General features: G+C 70.1%; 17 protein-coding genes. 3 read left to right on the plus strand and 14 right to left on the minus strand.

The window, feature by feature from the left end:
* Positions 1-128: 128 nt before the first annotated feature.
* Together ACZ5PO_RS09735 and ACZ5PO_RS09740 are read left to right on the plus strand one after the other, a co-directional pair.
* Positions 129-941: an ABC transporter substrate-binding protein gene (locus ACZ5PO_RS09735; RefSeq protein WP_464192756.1), complete on the plus strand. Its 813-nt coding sequence runs from the start codon at positions 129-131 to the stop codon at positions 939-941.
* Positions 942-1,090: 149 nt separating this feature from the next.
* Positions 1,091-1,888, plus strand: coding sequence for an enoyl-CoA hydratase/isomerase family protein (locus ACZ5PO_RS09740; RefSeq protein WP_464192758.1), 798 nt, complete (start codon positions 1,091-1,093; stop codon positions 1,886-1,888).
* A 96-nt stretch (positions 1,889-1,984) separates the two neighbouring features.
* Here ACZ5PO_RS09740 and ACZ5PO_RS09745 read toward each other — a convergent pair whose 3' ends face one another.
* From ACZ5PO_RS09745 to ureC, 8 genes are all read right to left on the minus strand, one after another.
* On the minus strand, positions 1,985-2,278 hold the full coding sequence (locus ACZ5PO_RS09745) for a type II toxin-antitoxin system RelE/ParE family toxin (protein WP_464192760.1): 294 nt from the start codon (positions 2,276-2,278) through the stop codon (positions 1,985-1,987).
* Positions 2,275-2,541, minus strand: a complete 267-nt coding sequence (locus tag ACZ5PO_RS09750) for a CopG family ribbon-helix-helix protein (protein ID WP_464192762.1) — start codon at positions 2,539-2,541, stop codon at positions 2,275-2,277. The genes ACZ5PO_RS09745 and ACZ5PO_RS09750 overlap by 4 nt, the downstream gene beginning before the upstream one ends.
* A 265-nt stretch (positions 2,542-2,806) precedes the next feature.
* Entirely contained in the window at positions 2,807-6,160 is a 3,354-nt protein-coding gene (locus ACZ5PO_RS09755) for a carboxyl transferase domain-containing protein (protein ID WP_464192764.1), read from the minus strand.
* A gap of 289 nt (positions 6,161-6,449) precedes the next feature.
* Positions 6,450-7,046 (minus strand): HupE/UreJ family protein, encoded by a 597-nt coding sequence (locus ACZ5PO_RS09760; RefSeq protein ID WP_464192766.1) that lies wholly within the window; start codon positions 7,044-7,046, stop codon positions 6,450-6,452.
* A gap of 109 nt (positions 7,047-7,155) precedes the next feature.
* The gene (ureG, locus tag ACZ5PO_RS09765) at positions 7,156-7,860 is read right to left on the minus strand and encodes an urease accessory protein UreG (RefSeq protein ID WP_464192768.1); all 705 of its coding nucleotides are present in this window, start codon (positions 7,858-7,860) and stop codon (positions 7,156-7,158) included.
* A complete protein-coding gene (locus tag ACZ5PO_RS09770) occupies positions 7,857-8,534 on the minus strand; it encodes an urease accessory protein UreF (RefSeq protein WP_464192770.1) in 678 nt (225 codons plus the stop codon). Before ACZ5PO_RS09770 ends, ureG begins: the two co-directional genes overlap by 4 nt.
* A complete protein-coding gene (locus ACZ5PO_RS09775; protein WP_464192772.1) occupies positions 8,534-9,211 on the minus strand; it encodes an urease accessory protein UreE in 678 nt (225 codons plus the stop codon). Before ACZ5PO_RS09775 ends, ACZ5PO_RS09770 begins: the two co-directional genes overlap by 1 nt.
* Before the next feature lie 142 nt (positions 9,212-9,353).
* Positions 9,354-11,063 (minus strand): urease subunit alpha, encoded by a 1,710-nt coding sequence (gene ureC, locus ACZ5PO_RS09780; protein ID WP_464192774.1) that lies wholly within the window; start codon positions 11,061-11,063, stop codon positions 9,354-9,356.
* A gap of 141 nt (positions 11,064-11,204) precedes the next feature.
* On the opposite strand from ureC, the gene ACZ5PO_RS09785 reads away from it, so the two are divergent.
* Positions 11,205-12,338, plus strand: coding sequence for an RNA ligase (locus ACZ5PO_RS09785; RefSeq protein ID WP_464192776.1), 1,134 nt, complete (start codon positions 11,205-11,207; stop codon positions 12,336-12,338).
* 344 nt (positions 12,339-12,682) lie between these two features.
* Here ACZ5PO_RS09785 and ACZ5PO_RS09790 read toward each other — a convergent pair whose 3' ends face one another.
* The 6 genes from ACZ5PO_RS09790 to urtB all read right to left on the minus strand — a co-directional run bounded on the left by ACZ5PO_RS09790 (position 12,683) and on the right by urtB (position 18,528).
* A complete protein-coding gene (locus ACZ5PO_RS09790) occupies positions 12,683-13,303 on the minus strand; it encodes an urease subunit gamma (RefSeq protein ID WP_464192778.1) in 621 nt (206 codons plus the stop codon).
* A 123-nt stretch (positions 13,304-13,426) separates the two neighbouring features.
* On the minus strand, positions 13,427-14,299 hold the full coding sequence (locus ACZ5PO_RS09795) for an urease accessory protein UreD (protein WP_464192780.1): 873 nt from the start codon (positions 14,297-14,299) through the stop codon (positions 13,427-13,429).
* Positions 14,274-14,969, minus strand: coding sequence for an urea ABC transporter ATP-binding subunit UrtE (gene urtE, locus ACZ5PO_RS09800; RefSeq protein ID WP_464192782.1), 696 nt, complete (start codon positions 14,967-14,969; stop codon positions 14,274-14,276). The genes ACZ5PO_RS09795 and urtE overlap by 26 nt, the downstream gene beginning before the upstream one ends.
* Positions 14,970-14,978: 9 nt before the next feature.
* Positions 14,979-15,737 (minus strand): urea ABC transporter ATP-binding protein UrtD, encoded by a 759-nt coding sequence (urtD, locus tag ACZ5PO_RS09805; protein ID WP_464192784.1) that lies wholly within the window; start codon positions 15,735-15,737, stop codon positions 14,979-14,981.
* Positions 15,734-16,909, minus strand: coding sequence for an urea ABC transporter permease subunit UrtC (urtC, locus tag ACZ5PO_RS09810; protein ID WP_464196782.1), 1,176 nt, complete (start codon positions 16,907-16,909; stop codon positions 15,734-15,736). The genes urtD and urtC overlap by 4 nt, the downstream gene beginning before the upstream one ends.
* A gap of 20 nt (positions 16,910-16,929) precedes the next feature.
* Positions 16,930-18,528, minus strand: a complete 1,599-nt coding sequence (gene urtB, locus ACZ5PO_RS09815) for an urea ABC transporter permease subunit UrtB (RefSeq protein WP_464192786.1) — start codon at positions 18,526-18,528, stop codon at positions 16,930-16,932.
* Between the last annotated feature and the right edge of the window lie 213 nt (positions 18,529-18,741).

An 18,741-nucleotide genomic window follows, 5' to 3' on the forward strand; every position in this document is an offset into this window, starting at 1 on the left:
CGCGGACTCGCGGCGCACCTGCCGCGGGCATCCGGGGCTGTCCGGGCACAGGGCCGAGACATCTTTCCGACAAACAGGCTAGTTTAACGTCCATGGCACAGGTTGGTCCACCTATTCCCGGGAATTCGATGGTGCGTGCGCTCCGGCCTATCGCCTTGCTGGCCGCGGCTGTGCTGGCCAGCGTCCTGACCGTGGGCGGGACGAGCACCGCCGCCGACGACCGGCTGGGCGCCATCCTCAAGGCGGGCCGCTTTCGCGCCTGCATCTGGCCGGACTACTACGCCATCAGCTTTCGCAATCCGCGCGACGGCAAGCTGTCCGGTGTCGACGTCGAGATGGCGCGGGAGCTCGCCCGCGAGCTCGGGGTTCAGGTCGACTTCGTCAACACCACTTTCGCCACCTTCGTCGACGACCTGGCAGCCGATCGCTGCGACATCGCCATGTTCGGCATCCGGCTCAACGGCGATCGCCGCAACTACGTCGACTTCACCTCGCCGCACCTGCGCTCGGGGCTGTATGCGGTCACCACCGCCGACAACCGGCTGATCAGGAACTGGCAGGATCTCGACCTGCCGGGCCGGGCCATCGCAGTTCAGAGCGGGACCTATCTGGAGGGCTTCATGCGCGACTGGCTCAAGGCCGCGCAGCTCGTCGCGGTGAAGCCGCCGTTCAAGCGCGAGGACGAGTTACTGGCCGGCCGGGTCGACGCCTTCGTGACCGACTATGCCTACGCCCAGAACATGCGGTTCCAGCACGACTGGGCGAAGATCATCGAGCCGCCCCAGCCGGTGGGCGTCGGCGACTACGCCTATGCCGTCGCCAAGGGAAGCCCGCAGTGGTTTGCCCGCGTCAACGGCTTCGTCGAGGACGTCAAGCGCGACGGCCGGCTGGCGCGGGCAGCCAATGCCAACGGCGTCGGCGCCATGGTGCTGGGCCAGTAGCGCTCCAGAGCATTTTTGATCCGGGGCGCGTCTGCGCGATTGGGCGAGTCCCCCCGCCGTGCGGCACTCCGGCCACGGCGCGGCGGGTGGCTGATTCCGCCTGGACGGGAAGCGGTCTAACCTGGCTGCAACAATGCGGGAGGGCGCTCATGATCAGCATCGAGAAGGGGCTCGGCCCCGAAGGCCGGATCGCCGTGGTTCGGTTCGACCGGGGCGACGGCATCAACGCGCTGTCGCCGGAGGCTCTGCGCCGGCTGACCGACGCGGCGCGCAGCTTCGAGGACGACGCCGCGACCTCGGTGGTCGTTCTCGCCGGCGCCGACCGGGCCTTCAGCGCCGGGTTCGACCTGAAGGACCCCGAAGGCCGGTCCCGCCGCGACATGGATCTCGGCGCGCTGCGCCGGCACCTCCGGCTCGGGCCGCGGCTGACCAAGGCGTGGGAGGACATGGAGCAGGTGACCATCGCCGCCATCGAGGGCTTCTGTCTCGGCGGCGGCGTGGCCCTGGCCGTGGCGCTCGACTTCCGCATCATGGCGGCGGGCGCCCACATGCGCGTGCCGGAGATCGCGCTCGGCATGAACATGAGCTGGCAGACCATTCCCCGCCTGGTCCAGCTCGTCGGCCCGGCCCGCACCAAGCAGGCGGTGATCCTGGCCAACGACCGCATCGCGGCCGGCACGGCACTGGCCTGGGGCCTGGTCGAGGAGGTGGTGCCCGACGGCGATACGTTCGCCGCGGCGATGGCCATGGCCGAGCGCATCGCGGTCCTGCCGCCGCTGTCGGTCAGCATGACCAAACGGACCGTCGACCGCGTCGCGCACGCGCTCGACGACCTGGCGAGCCACATGGACGTGGACCAGTTCGCCCTCGCCAGCCTGACGGAGGACCACCGCGAAGGCGTCGCCGCCTTCCTGGAGCGCCGCCCGCCTCGCTTCAAGGGGCGGTGAGGGCGCCGCGGGAGGGGCCGGCGGCCCAACTCTCGACGCTGGCATGCGCTCGCCGACAATGAGCCGCTATACGATCGACGACGGCCAGCTTCATCGTCAGTCGTCCGACGCGAAGCTGCGATTTTCCCGGGAGTGCCAGAGGCGCAGGACGAAGATGGTGGCGTCCGCAATCTCGTAGCGCAGCTCGTAGTTGCCGACGACGATCCGCCTGACCTCGCGCGGTGCATAGGCGTCGAGCTTCTCGCCGATGCGCGGATAGTCGCGCAGCCGATCGGGCGCGCGTGCGAGCTGCTGCACGATCCGCGCGGCCGCATCCGGAGCGATGGGGCGCAGATGCTCGTGCAACCTGACGAGATCGGAAGACGCCTTGCCGGTCCACTTGACTCTCATGCCGCGGGTGGCGGCAGCGGCTTGTCGGTGCCGAGGCTATCCGCCCAGGCCTGCACGGCCTGGTGGTCGATCACGCGGCCGGCGTCCACGTCATCCAGCGCTTCGAGCGTCATGCGGTGACGCTCCTCCTCCTGATCGACCCAGGCGGCGAGCGCCTGCTTCATCACCCAGCCGCGGGAGCGTTCGAGCCGCGCGGCCATTGCGTCCACCTTCTCGGCGAGGGCGCGGGGGACATGCGCGGTCAAGACCTTTGTGTCAGTCATCGCAATCACTCTAAATCGGAGTGATTATATTCTAATCAAGTCGCATAAGAAGGGAAGATTTCGGGGGGCGCTTCCCCGCGGGGCTGGAGCGCTCTGCGATTGGATGGTCTCATCCAATCGCAGAGAAATGCTCTAGGCCGCGTTCTACCGGACGTGAGCCCGGCGACGATCTCGAGGCGGTCGCCATCGCCGTGACAAAAGGGGCCCGAGGCGACGTTTGGAGCGCACGCTCGTCCCGGGCACGATCCGCGACGTTGCTCCAAATCTAAAACGCGTCGACGTAGGCGCGCTTGCCGCCGGGGGTGGGCTTGGGCGCGGGGGTCGACGCCAGGCCGCGCAGCAGCCAGCTGCGCGTCTCGGCCGGGTCGATGACGTTGTCGATCTCCAGCACCGAGGCGACCGAGGTCGCCTTGCCCTCCTCGTACTTCCTGGCCACCATCATCTCGTAGTAGGCCTGCCGCTCGTTGGGGTCGTCGATCGCCTCCATCTCCTTGCGGTAGCCCAGCCGCACGTAGCCTTCGAGGCCCATGCCGCCGAACTCGCCGGTGGGCCAGGCGATGGTGAAGAACGGCGCCTGGAAGCCGCCGGCCGCCATGCCCTGGGCGCCGAGGCCATAGCCCTTGCGCAGCACCACGGTGAACACCGGCACGGTGGCGTTGGCGCCGGCCAGGAACATGCGGCAGACGTGGCGCACGACCCCGGTCTTCTCCGCCTCCGGCCCCACCATGAAGCCGGGCGTGTCGCAGAGCGAGACGATCGGCAGGTCGAAGGCGTCGCAGAGCTGGATGAAGCGCGCTGCCTTGTCGCCGGCCGGCGCGTCGATGGCGCCGCCCAGGTGCTTGGGATTGTTGGCGATGAGGCCGAACGGCTTGCCCTCGATGCGGATGAAGGCGGTGACGATGCCGACGCCGAACTCGGGTCGGAGCTCGAGCACCGAGCCGGTGTCGGCGACGAGCTCGATCACGTCGCGCACCTCATAGACGCGCAGGCGGTTCTCGGGGATCACCCGGCGCAGCAGGCGCTGGTCGGCCGCCTCCCATTCGGCGATCGGGCCCTGGAAATAGGACAGGTACTTGCGCGCCACCTCGGTGGCCTCGATCTCGTCCTCGACCAGGACGTCGATCACCCCGTTCGGCACCTGGGTCGAGACCGGCCCAACCTCGGCCGGATGGTAGACGCCGAGCCCGCCGCCCTCGATCATCGCCGGGCCGCCCATGCCGATCGACGAGTTCCGGGTGGCGATGATCACGTCGCAGCAGCCGAGCAGGGCTGCGTTGCCGGCAAAGCAATAGCCCGACACCACGCCGACGATCGGCACCTTGCCCGAGAGCCGTGCGAACTCCACGAAGCTGGTGGTGTCGAGGCCGGTCAGCCCGGCGCCGTCGGTGTCGCCGGGGCGGCCACCGCCGCCCTCCGCATAGAGCACCACCGGCAGCTCCCATTGCTGCGCCAGGTGCAGCGCGCGGTCGAGCTTCTTGTGGTTGCGCTTGCCCTGGGTGCCGGCCAGCACCGTGTAGTCATAGGCCATGACCATGGTGCGCGCCCGCTCGGGCGGGACCAGCGTGCCGTTGATCGCGGCGGTGCCGACGATCAGCCCGTCCGCCGGCGTGTTGACGATGAGATCGTCGAGGCTGCGCCGGCGGGACTGGGCGGCGATGGCCAGGCCGCCGTACTCCATGAAGCTGCCGGGATCGACGAGCTGCTCGATGTTCTCGCGGGTGGTGCGCTGGTTGGTCTTGCGGCGGCGCTCGACCGACTGCGGGCGATTGGCGTCGACGAGGTTGGCCTGGCGCGCCAGCACGTGGGCGAGGTCCGGGCGGATGGCGTCGAGATCGGCCGCCTCGGCCGCATCGGCAGCGTGACCCTCCACCTCGGCCGGCTCGACGAACAGGATGCTCTCGCCGCTCATCAGGGTGTCGCCCTTGGCGGCTGCCAGGCCGCGGACGACGCCGCCGCGGCCGGCGGTGATCAGGTGCTCCATTTTCATGGCTTCGAGCACCGCCACCTGCTGGCCCGGCCGCACCAGGTCGCCGATGGCGACGTCGATGGAGACGATGGTGCCCTGCATCGGCGCCGGGACCGGCTCCGTCCCCGGCGGGGCCGCGGGCCGCTCGTTGTTCGCCGTGGCGGCATCGGCCGCCGCCTCCGGCGCGAAGAACAGCTGGCGGTGGCCGTCACGGCCGGCGCGGACCAGCTCCGCCACGTGCTCCTCGACGAAGCGGGTGGTGACCGCGTTGGCGGCGACGGCCGGATGCTGCAGCAGCGCCTTGAGGAACGGCAGGTTGGTGCCGACGCCCTCGATGCGGAACTCGCAGGCGGCACGATAGGCCTTGGCCACGGCGTCGGTGAAGCGCGGCGAGCCGGAGTGGACGATCAGCTTGGCGAGGAGCGAATCGAAGGCGGCGCTGGTGCGGTAGCCGGCGTAGCCGAAGGTATCGACCCGAAGCCCGGGGCCGGACGGCGGCTCGAACACGGCGAGCGTGCCGCCCTGGGGCTTGACCAGGCCCTTCTCGTCCATCGCCTCCATGTTGATGCGGAGCTGGACGGCATAGCCGCGCGGCTGCGGAATGTCCGACTGCAGCAGGCCGAGGTCGGCGAGCGAGCGGCCGGCGGCGATCTGGATCTGCGCCTGGACGAGGTCGATGCCGAGGACCTCCTCGGTCACCGTGTGCTCCACCTGGAGGCGCGGGTTGGCCTCGATGAAGGCGAAGAACGGCTCGCCGTCGCCCGGGGCCGCGTCGAGCAGGAACTCGAAGGTGCCGAGGTTGTCGTAGTGCGCGGCCGCCGCGAGCTCACGGGCCGCCAGCGTGATGCGGTCGCGCAGCGCCGGCGTCAGCGCCGGGCTCGGCGCCACCTCGACGATCTTCTGGTTGCGCCGCTGGATGGTGCACTCACGCTCGTAGAGATGGCTGATGTTGCCGGCGCGGTCGCCGATGATCTGCACCTCGATGTGGCGCGCGTTGCGCATCAGCCGCTCGACGTAGACGGCGTCGTCGCCGAACGCCGCCTTCGCCTCGGAGCAGCAGCGGGCGTAGGCCTCGGCCAGCTCGTCCCGCGCGGTCACCGGCCGCATGCCGCGGCCGCCGCCGCCGGCCACCGCCTTGATCATGACGGCGGCGCCGTCGCCGAGGCCGTCGAAGAAGGCGGTCGCCTCCTCCAGGCTGGTGGCGCCGGTGGTGCCGGGGATGACGGGCACGCCGACCTTCTGCGCCAGCTCGCGGGCCGCCGTCTTGTCGCCGAACAGGCCGAGCGCCGTGGGGGTGGGGCCGACGAAGACGATGCCGTTGTCGGCGCAGGCCTGGGCCAGCGCCACGTTCTCGCTCAGGAAGCCGTAGCCGGGGTGGAGCCCGTCGCAGCCGGTGGCCTTGGCCGCCGCGATGATCGCCGCCACGTCGAGATAGCCGCGCGCGCCGCGGCCGGCGAGCGCATGCGCCTCGTCAGCCTTGCGGGTGTGCAGGGACAGCTCGTCGTCGGCCGTATAGACGGCCACGGTGGGGATGTGCAGCTCGCCCGCCGCCCGGGCGATCCGGATGGCGATCTCACCGCGGTTGGCGATGAGCAGCTTGGAGATCGCGGCGGGCGCCGGGGGCGCGGACCTGGTGGCGAGGCTCGTGGCCAATCTCGTTCCTCCTATGCAGGCGGCCTGACGGCCGCTCTCCTTGTCCCGGAGCCACATGGGTCCGGGATTGCGCTCAAAGCTTCGGCGTTCGGAAGCAGCACGCGCCGCCGCCGCACGCACCGGGGCCGCGCGGCGGGTATGGGGCGTTCTTAGAACATGTTCCGGCGGGGTGAACACCCCTTTCGGATCGAGGCGGGCGCACGGCTGCGCATGGCGCCGGCCCGCGCCATGCGTCGAGCGCGCCGCATCCGCCGCTGCGCGCTCTGCACCGATGCTGCCGGCGGTGTGCTCAGCCGATGAGCAGGGCGACGCCGGCGACCGCGACGGCGGCCCCGGCCGCCCGCGTCAGCAGGATAGGCATGCGGGCGATCAGCAGGCCGATGCCGATGCCGACCAGGTGCAGGATGCCGGTGGCGATGACGAAGCCCGCGGCATAGCCGACGGCGCCGTGGTCGGCATGCATCTCGGCCCCGTGCGCATAGCCGTGGAACACGGCGAAGACGGCGCACAGCGCCGCGCCGAGCGCCACCGGCAGCGTGGCGCGGGCCGCGACGCAGCCGCCGAGCACGATCACCGACAGAGCGATGGCGACCTCGACGGCCGGCAGCGGCAGCCCGGCGAAGCCGACCAGGCCGCCGACGACCATGAAGCCCATGAAGACGAGCGGGTAGGCCCAGAGCGCCCGGCCGCCGACCAGGCCGGCCCATAGGCCGACCGCCACCATGGCCAGGATGTGGTCGATACCGCCCATGGGATGGCCGAGGCCCGCCGTGAAGCTGTGGACGCCGCCGACGCCGGTGTGGGCCAGCGCCGGCCCGCAGGCCGCGAGCATCATGGCCGCGGCGATCGCGCCGGAGCCGAAGGAAGGACCGCGAAACCGTGTCATGGGCGTCTCCGGAAGGACAGGATGTCGAACGAGGTCTGAGGGATGCAACGCGCCGGGCGGTGCGACGGCACGGCACGCCGGCAAGCAAGGATCGTGCGAGCGCGATCCGTCATGTCCGCTCGGCGAGCGCAGCCGGCGCCGGGCGACGCTCCAGGCCGCCGGCCCGCATGACGAAGGCGACGACATCAGCCACGCCGTCGCCGGCCTTGATGTTGGTGAAGACGAACGGCCGGGTGCCGCGCATGCGCCGGGCGTCGCGGTCCATCACCTCGAGGCTCGCGCCCACATAGGGCGCCAGGTCGATCTTGTTGATGACCAGCAGGTCGGAGCGGGTGATGCCCGGACCGCCCTTGCGCGGGATCTTTTCGCCGGCCGAAACGTCGATGACGTAGATGGTGAGGTCGGCGAGCTCGGGCGAGAAGGTGGCCGCGAGGTTGTCGCCGCCCGACTCCACCAGCACCAGGTCGAGGGCGGGAAAGCGGGCGACCATGGCGTCGACGGCGGCGAGGTTGAGCGAGCAATCCTCGCGGATCGCCGTGTGCGGACAGCCTCCGGTCTCCACCCCCATGATCCGCTCCGGCGGCAGCGCGCCGACGCGGGTGAGGATCTCCGCATCCTCGCGCGTGTAGATGTCGTTGGTGATGGCGGCGATGTCGAAATCGTCGCGCATCGCCTTGCACAGCGCTTCCATCAGCGCCGTCTTGCCGGAGCCGACGGGGCCGCCGATGCCGACGCGCAGCGGGCCATGAGGCGACGAGGGCTTGGGCGACGAGGGCTTGGGCCATGAAGGCTTGGGCGACGCGGGCTGGCTCATGAGCGGAACAACCTCGTGTACTGGGTCTCGTGCCTGAGCGCGCCGATATCGGAGCGGAAGGCGGCGCCGCCGAGATCGTCGAGCGTGCTCGTGCCGGCTGCGGCCGCGACCTCGACGATGCGCGGCAGCAGCGCCGCCGTGACCCGCTGGCCCGCCGTCTGGCCGGTGATGCCGAGCCGCAGCGCTGCCGAGACCAGGTTGGCGGCGAAGGCGAGCAGGAAGGCTTCGAGCGTCGGCCGCAGCGGCTGGGCGTGGGCGGCGGCGGCGGCCCCGACCGCCACCGCATGGGTGATCTCGCCGTGCCGCTCGGCGATGGCGTCGAGCGCCGGCGCCGGCCAGGCCTTGCGGCAGGCCGCCAGGAACGCCGCGCCCTGGGTCGCCGCCTCCAGATGCCGCTCCCGGCTGCTGGCCAGCGCCAGGGCGAGCTCGGTCACCTCTGCCAGTGCCGCCTCATCGCCGACCATGACGGAGCGGTAGGCGGCGGCCAATAGGATGGCGTCGTTGCGCGGCCCGCCATGGCTCAGGAGGTCGTCGAGCCAGGCCTCGAGATCGACGTCGTCGCCGACCTGACCGCTCTCGTGGGCCCACTCCAGCGCATGCGAATAGGCGAAGGCGCCGACCGGGAAGGCCGGCGACAGCCAGACCAGCAGCGGCAGCGGCGCGCCCGCCTCCATCACTTGTGCGCGTGGTGATGGCCGTGGCCGTGGCCGTGATCGTGCCCATGGTGATCGTGCTCATGACCATGCGCATGGTCGTGCCCGTGATCGTGGTGGTCGTGGCCGCAGCCGCAGTCATGCCCATGGTGATCGTGGCTGCCATGGGCGTGATCGTGATCATGACCCTGGGCATGATGGCCGTGCCCGTGGTCATGGTCGTGGCTTTGGTGATGGCCATGGCCATGGTGATCGTGCTCGCAGGCCGTCTCGTAGGCGCCGCGCTCGGGACGGAACGGCCGCTTCACCGGTGTCACGCTGCAGCCTTGGCCGCGGGCCATCTCGGCCAGCACGTGGTCGGCCTCGATGTAGAGCGCCTCGGCGGTGATCTCCGCCGGCGTATGGCGATTGCCGATGTGCCAGGCCGCCTTGAGCAGCCGGAGCGGGCTCTCGGCGCGGATCTCCAGCAGGTCCTCGGCGGCGGCCCTGACCTGCACCAGCCGCCCGTCCTCCAGCTTCAGGGCGTCGCCGTCGTCGATCAGCGTCGCTTTGTCCAGGTCGACGAGCAGCTCGAGCCCGCCCTCGGCGGTCAGCGCGACGCGCCGCTTCTGCCGCGCCTCGTGATCGAGGGTGAGCGTGTCGACGACGCGCTCGGCCTTGACGGCCGGGCGGCGGACGATGGCGGTGGCACGGTTCATGGGCGATCGGCTCCGAACTCACGATGGGGCCGGACGAGACCCGGCCATGACGCTGAAGATATACCCGAAAGCGCCGCCCCGCGTCAGGGCCGGACGCCGCCGGCGGCTCACCGGCGCGCCGGGCGCCGGCTGGCGCGCCGGGTCAGAACAGGAAGTAGCGCTGGGCGAGGGGCAGCGACGCCGCCGGCTCGCAGACCAGCAGCTCGCCGTCGGCGGTCACTGCATAGGTCTCCGGGTCGACCTGGATGTCGGGCGTCGCGCCGTTGTGGATCATCGAGGCCTTGCCGATGCCGCCGCGGGTGTTCTCCACCGCCACCAGCTCCTTCTCGACGCCCAGGCGCCCGGCCTGGCCGCGCTCGACCGCCGACTTCGAGACGAAGGTGACGCTGGTGGCGGTGAGTGCCTTGCCGAAGGCGCCGAACATGGGGCGATAGTGCACCGGCTGCGGCGTCGGGATCGAGGCGTTGGGGTCGCCCATGGCGGCGGCGACGATCATGCCGCCCTTGACCACGATGTCGGGCTTCACGCCGAAGAAGGCGGGCTGCCACAGCACCAGGTCGGCGAGCTTGCCGACCTCCACCGAGCCGATGTGGCGGGAGACGCCGTGGGCGACGGCCGGGTTGATGGTGTACTTGGCGATGTAGCGCTTGACCCGCGCGTTGTCGTTGCCGCTCTCCCCCGGCAGGTGGCCGCGCTGCACCTTCATCTTGTGGGCCGTCTGCCAGGTGCGGATGATGACTTCGCCGAGCCGGCCCATGGCCTGGCTGTCGGAGGAGATCATCGAGAGCGCGCCGATGTCGTGCAGGATGTCCTCCGCCGCGATGGTCTCCTTGCGGATGCGGCTTTCGGCGAAGGCCAGGTCCTCGGCGATGCTCTCGTCGAGGTGATGGCACACCATCAGCATGTCCAGGTGCTCGTCGATGGTGTTCACCGTGAACGGCCGCGTCGGGTTGGTGGACGAGGGCAGCACGTTGGGCAGCGAGGCGACCTTGATGATGTCGGGCGCGTGGCCGCCGCCGGCGCCCTCCGTGTGGAAGGCGTGGATGGTGCGGCCCTTGAACGCCGCCACCGTGTCCTCGACGAAGCCCGACTCGTTCAGCGTGTCCGTATGGATCATCACCTGCACGTCGTGCGCGTCGGCGACCGAGAGGCAGCAGTCGATGGCGCCTGGCGTCGTGCCCCAGTCCTCGTGCAGCTTGAGCGAGCAGACGCCGGCTTCCACCATCTCCTCCAGCGCCCCGGGCTGGGAGGCGTTGCCCTTGCCGGAGATGCCGATGTTGACCGGCAGGCCGTCGACGGCGCGGATCATCTGCTCCACGTGCCACGGCCCCGGCGTGCAGGTGGTGGCCTTGGTGCCGTCGGCCGGCCCCGTGCCGCCGCCGAGCAGCGTCGTCACGCCCGACATCAGCGCGTCGTCCACCTGCTGCGGGCAGATGAAGTGGATGTGGCAGTCGAAGCCGCCGGCGGTGAGGATCTTGCCCTCGCCGGCGATCACCTCGGTGCCCGGGCCGATGACGATGGTGACGCCCGGCTGGATGTCCGGGTTGCCGGCCTTGCCGATCGCCGCGATGCGGCCGCCGCGCAGGCCGACGTCGGCTTTGACGATGCCCCAGTGATCGACGATCAGCGCGTTGGTGATGACGGTGTCGACCGCCCCCGCGTGGCGGCTGACCTGGCTCTGGCCCATGCCGTCGCGGATGACCTTGCCGCCGCCGAACTTCACCTCCTCGCCGTAGATGGTGAAGTCCTTCTCCACCTCGATGGTGAGGGCGGTGTCGGCCAGGCGCACCTTGTCGCCGACCGTGGGCCCGAACATGTGCGCATAGGCAAGGCGGGGAATGCGTGCGGGCATGGGCGGGGTTCCTGGAATACGAGCCTAGGGACGACGCATGCTGCGAAAGGCAGCGCCTACGCTCTTGACGTCCAACTTATATTGGCGCTTGTAGCCGCCCTTCTGCGCAACCATTGAGGAGGCGCCAGCAGGCGACGTGTCATGGATTTCGTGAAGATCGAGTCGATTGCGGACGTCGAGCCCCACATTTCGTTCGAGCACGGCTTCGTCGTGTCGCGACGCGACGACCATACGGTCATCGACTACGTGTTCACGGCCGATGAGACGTTCACCTCGCCCGTATCGCTCGAGTGCCGAGGCCTGAAGTTCGATCGCGATGGCCGGATCATCGGCCGCCCGTTCCACAAGTTCTTCAACCTCGGTGAGCGGGAGCGCATGGAGGCGGTCGATTGGTCCGCTCCGCACGCCATTCAGGACAAGCTCGACGGCTCGATGGTGCACCCCGTGCTGCTTGGAGGTGAGCTCGTGTTCATGACGCGTATGGGCGCGACGCCGCAGGCGGCGACGGCCCGGCGCCATGCCGATCCGGGCGTGCTCGACCTCAGCCGCTTCCTGCTCGCCGCCGGGATCACGCCGATCTTCGAGTTCACCTCGCCGGACAACCGCATCGTCGTGGCCTACGAGAGCCATGCGCTGACGCTGCTCGGCGCCCGTGCGATGGTCTCCGGTGCCTATGTGCCGCGGAGCGAGCTCGCGCGGCTTGCGACCCGCTTCGGCGTCCGGTTGGTCGCCGAGCGCGGCCGCGTCGAGGACTTCAAGAGCTTCTTCGCCGAGTCGCGTAAGCTCGCTGGCATCGAGGGCTACGTGCTCTGCTTCGACAGCGGCCACCGGCTCAAGCTGAAGACCGAGGGCTACGTGCTGCGGCACCAGGCGCTCGCTGGCATCCGCTATGAGAAGAACGTGCTGGCCTGGGTGACGCGCGGCGCCGTCGACGATGTGGTGCCGATCCTCTCCCAGGACCTGGCGGCGCGCGTGCGGGCCTACCAGGCGGCCGTCGACCGCAACGTCACCAACCACGTCCGCCGTATCGACGATTTCGTCGCGGCGCAGCGGGAGCTGCCGCGCAAGGATTTTGCGGCGCTGGCCTTCAAGACGTTCGACAAGCGCCTGGCGGCGGTGGTCTTCAACGCTCTCGACGGCAAGAATACGCGCCAGAGCCTGATGGGCTTCCTGTCGGCCGCGGCCATGTCCGAGCCGCGGGTGGAGGCGGCCCGCGACCTCATCGGCACGACGTGGTCGGTCGAGGGGCTCGCCCTGCCGGAACTCGAGGAGTAGTTGGCCGGCGCCTCCGAGCGATTTGCAGCGGCGGCTGCACTCGGCCTCTTCTGTTGCCGTTGAGGCGGTGGGACCACCCCCCACCCCTACCCCTCCCCGCCACTTCGTGGGGGGAGGGAGGAGCTTCGCTGTCAGGCTTAGGTGTCCTTCGTTCACGCTCTTCGCTTGGCAAGCCTGGGCACCTCCCTCCCCAAGAGGATCTCTGGCTTGCCCGAGATCCTCAGTTGCTGGTTGTGCAAGTCGGGCTTGCCCGACTTGCATGGGCGAAGCCGTGGCGGGGAGGGGTAGGGGTGGGGGGTGGTCCAACCGCCTCAACCTTTCAGAACCTGCCAAGCTCGCCATCACTACAGCGGTCCCATGACCTGCTGGCGGAAGCCGTAGATCTCGCGCTTGCCGGCGAGGGCGACGAGGGTCACCTCGCGGCTCTGGCCGGGCTCGAAGCGCACGGCGGTGCCGGCGGCGATGTCGAGGCGCATGCCGCGGGCCTTGTCGCGTTCGAAGGCGAGCGCCGCATTGGTCTCGTAGAAGTGGTAGTGCGAGCCCACCTGGATCGGCCGGTCGCCGGTGTTGGCGACGGTGAGCGTTATCGTCTCGCGGCCGGCGTTGAGCTCGATGTCGCCGGGCTGCGTCTCCACCGCGCCGGGAATGTCGGCGCCGGCGCTGCCGCGGATCGGGTGATGCACGGTGACGAGCTTGGTGCCGTCCGGGAAGGTCGCCTCCACCTGCACGTCGTGGATCATCTCGGCGATGCCCTCCATCACCTGGTCGGCGGTGAGCACGCGGGCGCCGGCTGCCATCAGCTCGGCGACGGAGCGGCCGTCGCGGGCGCCTTCGACGACGAAGTCGGTGATCAGCGCGATCGCCTCCGGGTAGTTGAGCTTGACGCCCCGCTGCAGCCGATTGCTGGCGACCATGGCCGCCACCGACACCAGCAGCTTGTCCTTCTCGCGCGGGGTCAATTGCATGGGCTTCTTCCTGTGATCTGGCGGCGTGCCCCGGTCTCGGGCGAATGGAGGGCGGGGTCAAGCCGTGGCGGCGCAGGGGCTACAAGCGAGGGCTACACAAGAGCAAGGGCTAGACAAGCAAACCTAAAGCCAAGACCGCGGCAGGGGCCGGCCGCGCAGCTCGACCAGGCATGCGCCGAGGTCGCGGCGCACCGCCTGCGCGTCGGCGCCGGCGAAGCGGGCGACGAGCATGCCGTTCCAGGCGCTGGCGCCCCAGTCGCAGGTCGCGCCGGCCAGGGCCTCGCGCAGCGGCGCCAGCCGGGCCTCCGCGTCGGGCGCCACCGCGAGCACCGTGGCGACGGCGCGCGCGCCGCCGCCGAGCGCCGGCCGGTCGAGCAGGGCGGCCGGCGCGCCGGCGAGCGCCAGCTCCTCGGCGAAGACCAGCCGCCCGGCGCGGCGGATGCGCCAGCGGTCGCGCAGGCTCCCCGTCGTCAGCTGCTCGCCCATGGCGAGGCGGCCGAAGACGATGCTCTCGGCGACGAGCAGGCGGGCGTCGGCCGCCATCGCCACGTCGAGCCGGCGGGCGAGGCGGCTACCGCGGAACAGGATGGCCTCCTGCGGCAGCCAGTCGAAGCGGGCCGCCGCGCCCAGGTCGAGGCGTGTGGCGACGGCGGTCTCGCCGCCGTCGGAGCGGTACACCTTCTCGGCCGCCTGGGTGGTGAACACGGCCTCGGCCTGCGCCCCGATGGTGACGTCGATGGCCAGCCGGTCGCCGCCGGCCATGCCGCCGCCGGTGTTGATCAGCACCGCCTCCGGCACTGCCCCCGTGCGAGGGAACTTGATACGATAGCCGCCGCTCTCGGCCAGATCGGTGAGGTGAGTGCCGCGCGCGGTCGCGGCTAAGCCCAGGCGGACCAGCCCTTTGGCCCGCACGAAGGCGGGCAGAGCGGCCGGCGGCGGTGCAGTGCCGGCGATCGGCTCTCCTCGCACCTCAGACGGAGAGACGCTGACGGACATCGCTCTCGACCATGCTCGCCCGCTCGCCCGCCAGCACCACCTGCCCCCGGTCCATGACCGCGTAGGTGTCGCCGAGGTCGCGCGCGAACTCGAAGTACTGCTCGACCAGCACGATGGCCATCTGGCCGCCCTTGCGCAAGGTGTCGATGGCGTGGCCGATCTGCTTGATGATCGACGGCTGGATGCCCTCGGTCGGCTCGTCGAGCACGAGCAGGCGAGGGCGCGTCACCAGGGCGCGGCCGATGGCGAGCTGCTGCTGCTGGCCGCCGGAAAGGTCGCCACCGCGGCGCCCCAGCATGTCCTTGAGCACCGGAAACAGCTCGAAGATTTCGGGCGGGACGAAGCGCTGCTTGCGCGGCAGGGGCGCAAAGCCGGTCTCCAGGTTCTCCTTGACGCTCAGCAGCGGGAAGATCTCGCGCCCCTGCGGCACCACGGCGATGCCGCGCCGGGCGCGGTCGTAGGGGGCGAGCCTGGAGATGTTCTCGCCGTTCCAGACGATGGCGCCCCTGGCGATGGCCTGCTGGCCGACGATGGCGCGCATCAGCGAGGTCTTGCCGACGCCGTTGCGGCCGAGCACCGACGTCACCTGGCCGATCTCCGCCTGAAGCGAGACGCCGCGCAGGGCCTGGGAGGCGCCGTAGTAGAGGTCGATGGCTTCGACGTTCAGCATGCCCCGCCCTCAGCGCCCGAGATACACTTCGATGACGCGGTCGTTGCTCGACACCGCGTCGATCGTGCCTTCGGCCAGCACCGAGCCTTCGTGCAGCACCGTCACCTTGCAGTCGAGGTCGCGCACGAAGGCCATGTCGTGCTCCACCACCACCACCGAGTGATCGCGGGCGATGTCGCGCAGCAGGTGGGCGGTGGCGGCGGTCTCGGCGTCGGTCATGCCGGCCACCGGCTCGTCGACCAGAAGCAGCTTGGGGTCCTGGGCGAGCAGCATGCCGATCTCCAGCCACTGCTTCTGGCCGTGGGACAGGTCGGCCGCCATGCGCTCGCGGTGGTCGATCAGCCGCACGATCTCCAGGATGCGCTCGATGCGCTCGGGCGAGATGCGGTTGCGGGCGCCGAACAGGGCCGACCAGGGGCCACGCTCGTCCTTCAGCGCCAGGCGGATGTTGTCCGCCACCGTGTGGCTCTCGAACACGGTCGGCTTCTGGAACTTGCGCCCGATGCCCAGGTTGGCGATGGCCGCCTCGTCGAGCGCGGTGAGGTCGGTGGTGCCGTCGAAATAGACGTCGCCCTCGTCCGGCTTGGTCTTGCCGGTGATGATGTCCATCATGGTCGTCTTGCCGGCGCCGTTGGGGCCGATGATCGCTCGCATTTCCCCGTGTTCCAGGGTGAGCGCGAGGTTGTTGATGGCGCGGAAGCCATCAAAGGTCTTCGACACGCCGTCGAGGTAGAGGACGGTGTTGGTGAGCCCTCGGTCCGGGATCATGCCTTGCCTCCTTCCGCCGCGCCGGTGTCGCCGATGCCGGCCTCGGCGGCGAGGCTCTCCTCGACGGGAGAGATGTCCTGCCGCTGCTGCCGCTTCTGGGTGAGCAGCCCGACGATGCCCTTGGGCAGGAACAGCGTAACGACGACGAACAGCAGGCCGAGCGCGAACAGCCAGATCTCGGGCAGCGCGCCGGTGAGGTAGGTCTTGCCGAAGTTGACGAGGACGGCGCCGAGCGCTGCGCCCACCAGCGTGCCGCGGCCGCCCACCGCCACCCAGATCACCGCCTCGATGGAGTTGGCCGGGGAGAACTCGGACGGGTTGATGATGCCGACCTGCGGCACGTAGAGGGCGCCGGCGACGCCTGCCATCATGGCCGAGACGACGAAGGCGACGACCTTGTAGGTCTCGACCCGGTAGCCCAGGAAGCGGGTGCGCGATTCGGCGTCGCGGATGGCGATGAGCACCTTGCCGTAGGTCGAGGTCACCATGTAGCGGGCGACGAGATAGCCGAGCACCAGCGCGATGGCGGTGGCGACGAAGAGGGCACAGCGCGTCGTCTGCGCCTGCACGTTGAAGCCTAGGATGTCCTTGAAGTCGGTGAGGCCGTTGTTGCCGCCGAAGCCCATGTCGTTGCGGAAGAAGGCGAGCAGCAGGGCGAAGGTCATGGCCTGCGTCATGATCGACAGGTAGACGCCGGTGACGCGCGAGCGGAACGCCAGCCAGCCGAAGACGAGCGCCAGCAGGCCCGGCGCCAGCAGCACCATGAGGCCCGCGAACGGGAAGCTGTCGAAGCCGTGCCAGTACCACGGCAGCTCCTTCCAGTTCAGGAACACCATGAAGTCCGGCAGGATCGGGTTGGCGTAGACGCCGCGCGTGCCGATCTGGCGCATCAGGTACATGCCCATGGCGTAACCGCCCAGGGCGAAAAAGGCGCCGTGGCCGAGCGAGAGGATGCCGCAATAGCCCCACACCAGGTCGAGCGCGACGGCGAGCAGGGCGTAGCAGAGGTATTTGCCGATGAGCGCCACGACATAGGTCGGCACGTGGAAGGCCGAGCCCTCCGGCACTGCCAGATTGAGCAGCGGCACCAGCACGGCGGCGGCGGCGACCACCGCCAGGAAGATCCAGCCCTTGCCGTCGATCAGGCCGAGCAGAAGCGGACGGCGCCCCATGGATGCAGCCTCGGGGTTGCTCATGCTTCCACCGCCCGGCCCTTCTGGGCGAAGAGCCCGCGCGGCCGCCGCTGGATGAACAGGATGATGAAGACGAGCAGCAGGATCTTGCCCAGCACGGCGCCGGCAAAGGGCTCCAGCAGCTTGTTGGCGACGCCGAGCGTCAGGGCCGCCACCAGCGTGCCCCACAGATTGCCGACGCCGCCGAAGACCACCACCAGGAAGCTGTCGATGATGTAGCTCTGGCCGAGGTTGGGCGAGACGTTGTCGATCTGGGCGAGCGCCACGCCGGCGATGCCGGCGATGCCGGAGCCCAGGCCGAAGGCGAGCGTGTCGATCCACGGCGTGCGGATGCCCATGGACGAGGCCATGCGCCGGTTCTGCGTCACCGCCCGCATCTTGAGGCCGAACGAGGTGCCGCGCAGCACGGCCAGCAGGCCCACGAAGACCACCAGGCTGAACACCACGATCCACATGCGGCCGTAGGTGATCGACAGGCCGAAGACGTCGAAGGAACCGGACATGTAGGAGGGCGCGCCGACCTCGCGGTTGGTCGGGCCGAACACCGAGCGCACCGCCTGCTGCAGGATCAGGCTGATGCCCCAGGTGGCGAGCAGCGTCTCCAGCGGCCGGCCGTAGAGATAGCGGATCACCGTGCGCTCGATCAGCACCCCGACCAGGCCGGCGAGCAGGAAGGCGAGCGGCACCGCGACCGGCAGCGTCCAGCCGAACAGGTGAGGCGCATAGGTGCGGGCCGCCTCCTGCACGACGTAGGTGGTGTAGGCGCCGAGCATGACCATCTCGCCGTGGGCCATGTTGATGATGCCCATGACGCCGAAGGTGATGGCGAGGCCGATGGCGGCGAGCAGCAGCACCGAGCCCAGCGAGATGCCGTACCAGACGTTCTGGACGTTCTCCAGCAGGGCGAGCCGGCTCTGGATCGAGGCGGTGGCGCTCTCGATAGCCGGCTTCACGGCGGGGCTCGCCTGGCTGCCCGCGGCGCCGAGCAGCGCCAGCGCGTCCTGGTCGCCGCGCCTGGCGACGATGCCGACGGCGGCGATCTTGTCGGCATCGCTCGTGGCCGCGTCCATCAGGCGGGCGGCAGCCTGTGCGTCCGTGAGCTTCTGCTTGACGGCGGTGTCGGTCTCGCGGGCCAGCGCCTGGGCGATCGCCGGCAGCGCGGCCGGATCGCGGGCCTTGAACACCGCGTCGGCGGCCTCGGCGCGGGCGGCGGGGTCCTTGGCGACCAGCCTGAGCGCGCCGACGCTCGACTCGATCGCCCGGCGCACCCGGTTGTTGACGCGGACGGCGGTGAGCTGGGCCGCATTGGCGGTGACGGCGGCCCCGGACTTGGCGTCGACGTAGCGGCCGTCGGATGTCTTGAGGACGAGGATGCGGCTCTGCGGGTCGACGTAGAGGCGGCCGTCGCTCAGGCCTTCGATGATCGGCAGGGCCTCGGGCGAGCCGGTGGCCGCGAGTGCCGCAACCCCGGCTTCGATCTCGGCGTAGCCGTTGGCGCCGGCGAGCTTGGCGAGGGCCGTGTCGAGGTCCTGGGCGTGGGCCGGCCGGACGGCCAGGCCACCGACGAGCAGCAGAACGAGCGCGAACAGGCGCATCATGCGGGACCTCCGCCATCGATCGAGGCGTTCAAACGTGCCGGCGATGGCGCCGGCGATGGCATGTTGCCCCGCGTCGTTCTCCCCTCGTCATGGCCGGGTTTGACCCGGCCATCCATCGCTTTGGGAAAACTCCAGCCCGATAGGGCTGACCGACGGGGCGTCTCCTGAGTGGATGGATGGCCGGGTCAAGCCCGGCCATGACGGTTGAGAGGA

The organism is Chelatococcus sp. KU-N122 (genome assembly GCF_055391085.1).

Excerpts from the sequence above, each read along its gene's own strand:
- ACZ5PO_RS09735 (WP_464192756.1), top strand. The coding sequence starts at position 129 with ATGGTGCGTGCGCTCCGGCCTATCGCCTTGCTGGCCGCGGCTGTGCTG.
- ACZ5PO_RS09740 (WP_464192758.1), top strand. The coding sequence starts at position 1,091 with ATGATCAGCATCGAGAAGGGGCTCGGCCCCGAAGGCCGGATCGCCGTG.
- ACZ5PO_RS09745 (WP_464192760.1), bottom strand. The coding sequence starts at position 2,278 with ATGAGAGTCAAGTGGACCGGCAAGGCGTCTTCCGATCTCGTCAGGTTG.
- ACZ5PO_RS09750 (WP_464192762.1), bottom strand. The coding sequence starts at position 2,541 with ATGACTGACACAAAGGTCTTGACCGCGCATGTCCCCCGCGCCCTCGCC.
- ACZ5PO_RS09760 (WP_464192766.1), bottom strand. The coding sequence starts at position 7,046 with ATGACACGGTTTCGCGGTCCTTCCTTCGGCTCCGGCGCGATCGCCGCG.
- ureG (WP_464192768.1), bottom strand. The coding sequence starts at position 7,860 with ATGAGCCAGCCCGCGTCGCCCAAGCCTTCATGGCCCAAGCCCTCGTCG.
- ACZ5PO_RS09770 (WP_464192770.1), bottom strand. The coding sequence starts at position 8,534 with ATGGAGGCGGGCGCGCCGCTGCCGCTGCTGGTCTGGCTGTCGCCGGCC.
- ACZ5PO_RS09775 (WP_464192772.1), bottom strand. The coding sequence starts at position 9,211 with ATGAACCGTGCCACCGCCATCGTCCGCCGCCCGGCCGTCAAGGCCGAG.
- ureC (WP_464192774.1), bottom strand. The coding sequence starts at position 11,063 with ATGCCCGCACGCATTCCCCGCCTTGCCTATGCGCACATGTTCGGGCCC.
- ACZ5PO_RS09785 (WP_464192776.1), top strand. The coding sequence starts at position 11,205 with ATGGATTTCGTGAAGATCGAGTCGATTGCGGACGTCGAGCCCCACATT.
- ACZ5PO_RS09790 (WP_464192778.1), bottom strand. The coding sequence starts at position 13,303 with ATGCAATTGACCCCGCGCGAGAAGGACAAGCTGCTGGTGTCGGTGGCG.
- ACZ5PO_RS09795 (WP_464192780.1), bottom strand. The coding sequence starts at position 14,299 with ATGTCCGTCAGCGTCTCTCCGTCTGAGGTGCGAGGAGAGCCGATCGCC.
- urtE (WP_464192782.1), bottom strand. The coding sequence starts at position 14,969 with ATGCTGAACGTCGAAGCCATCGACCTCTACTACGGCGCCTCCCAGGCC.
- urtD (WP_464192784.1), bottom strand. The coding sequence starts at position 15,737 with ATGATCCCGGACCGAGGGCTCACCAACACCGTCCTCTACCTCGACGGC.
- urtC (WP_464196782.1), bottom strand. The coding sequence starts at position 16,909 with ATGGGGCGCCGTCCGCTTCTGCTCGGCCTGATCGACGGCAAGGGCTGG.
- urtB (WP_464192786.1), bottom strand. The coding sequence starts at position 18,528 with ATGATGCGCCTGTTCGCGCTCGTTCTGCTGCTCGTCGGTGGCCTGGCC.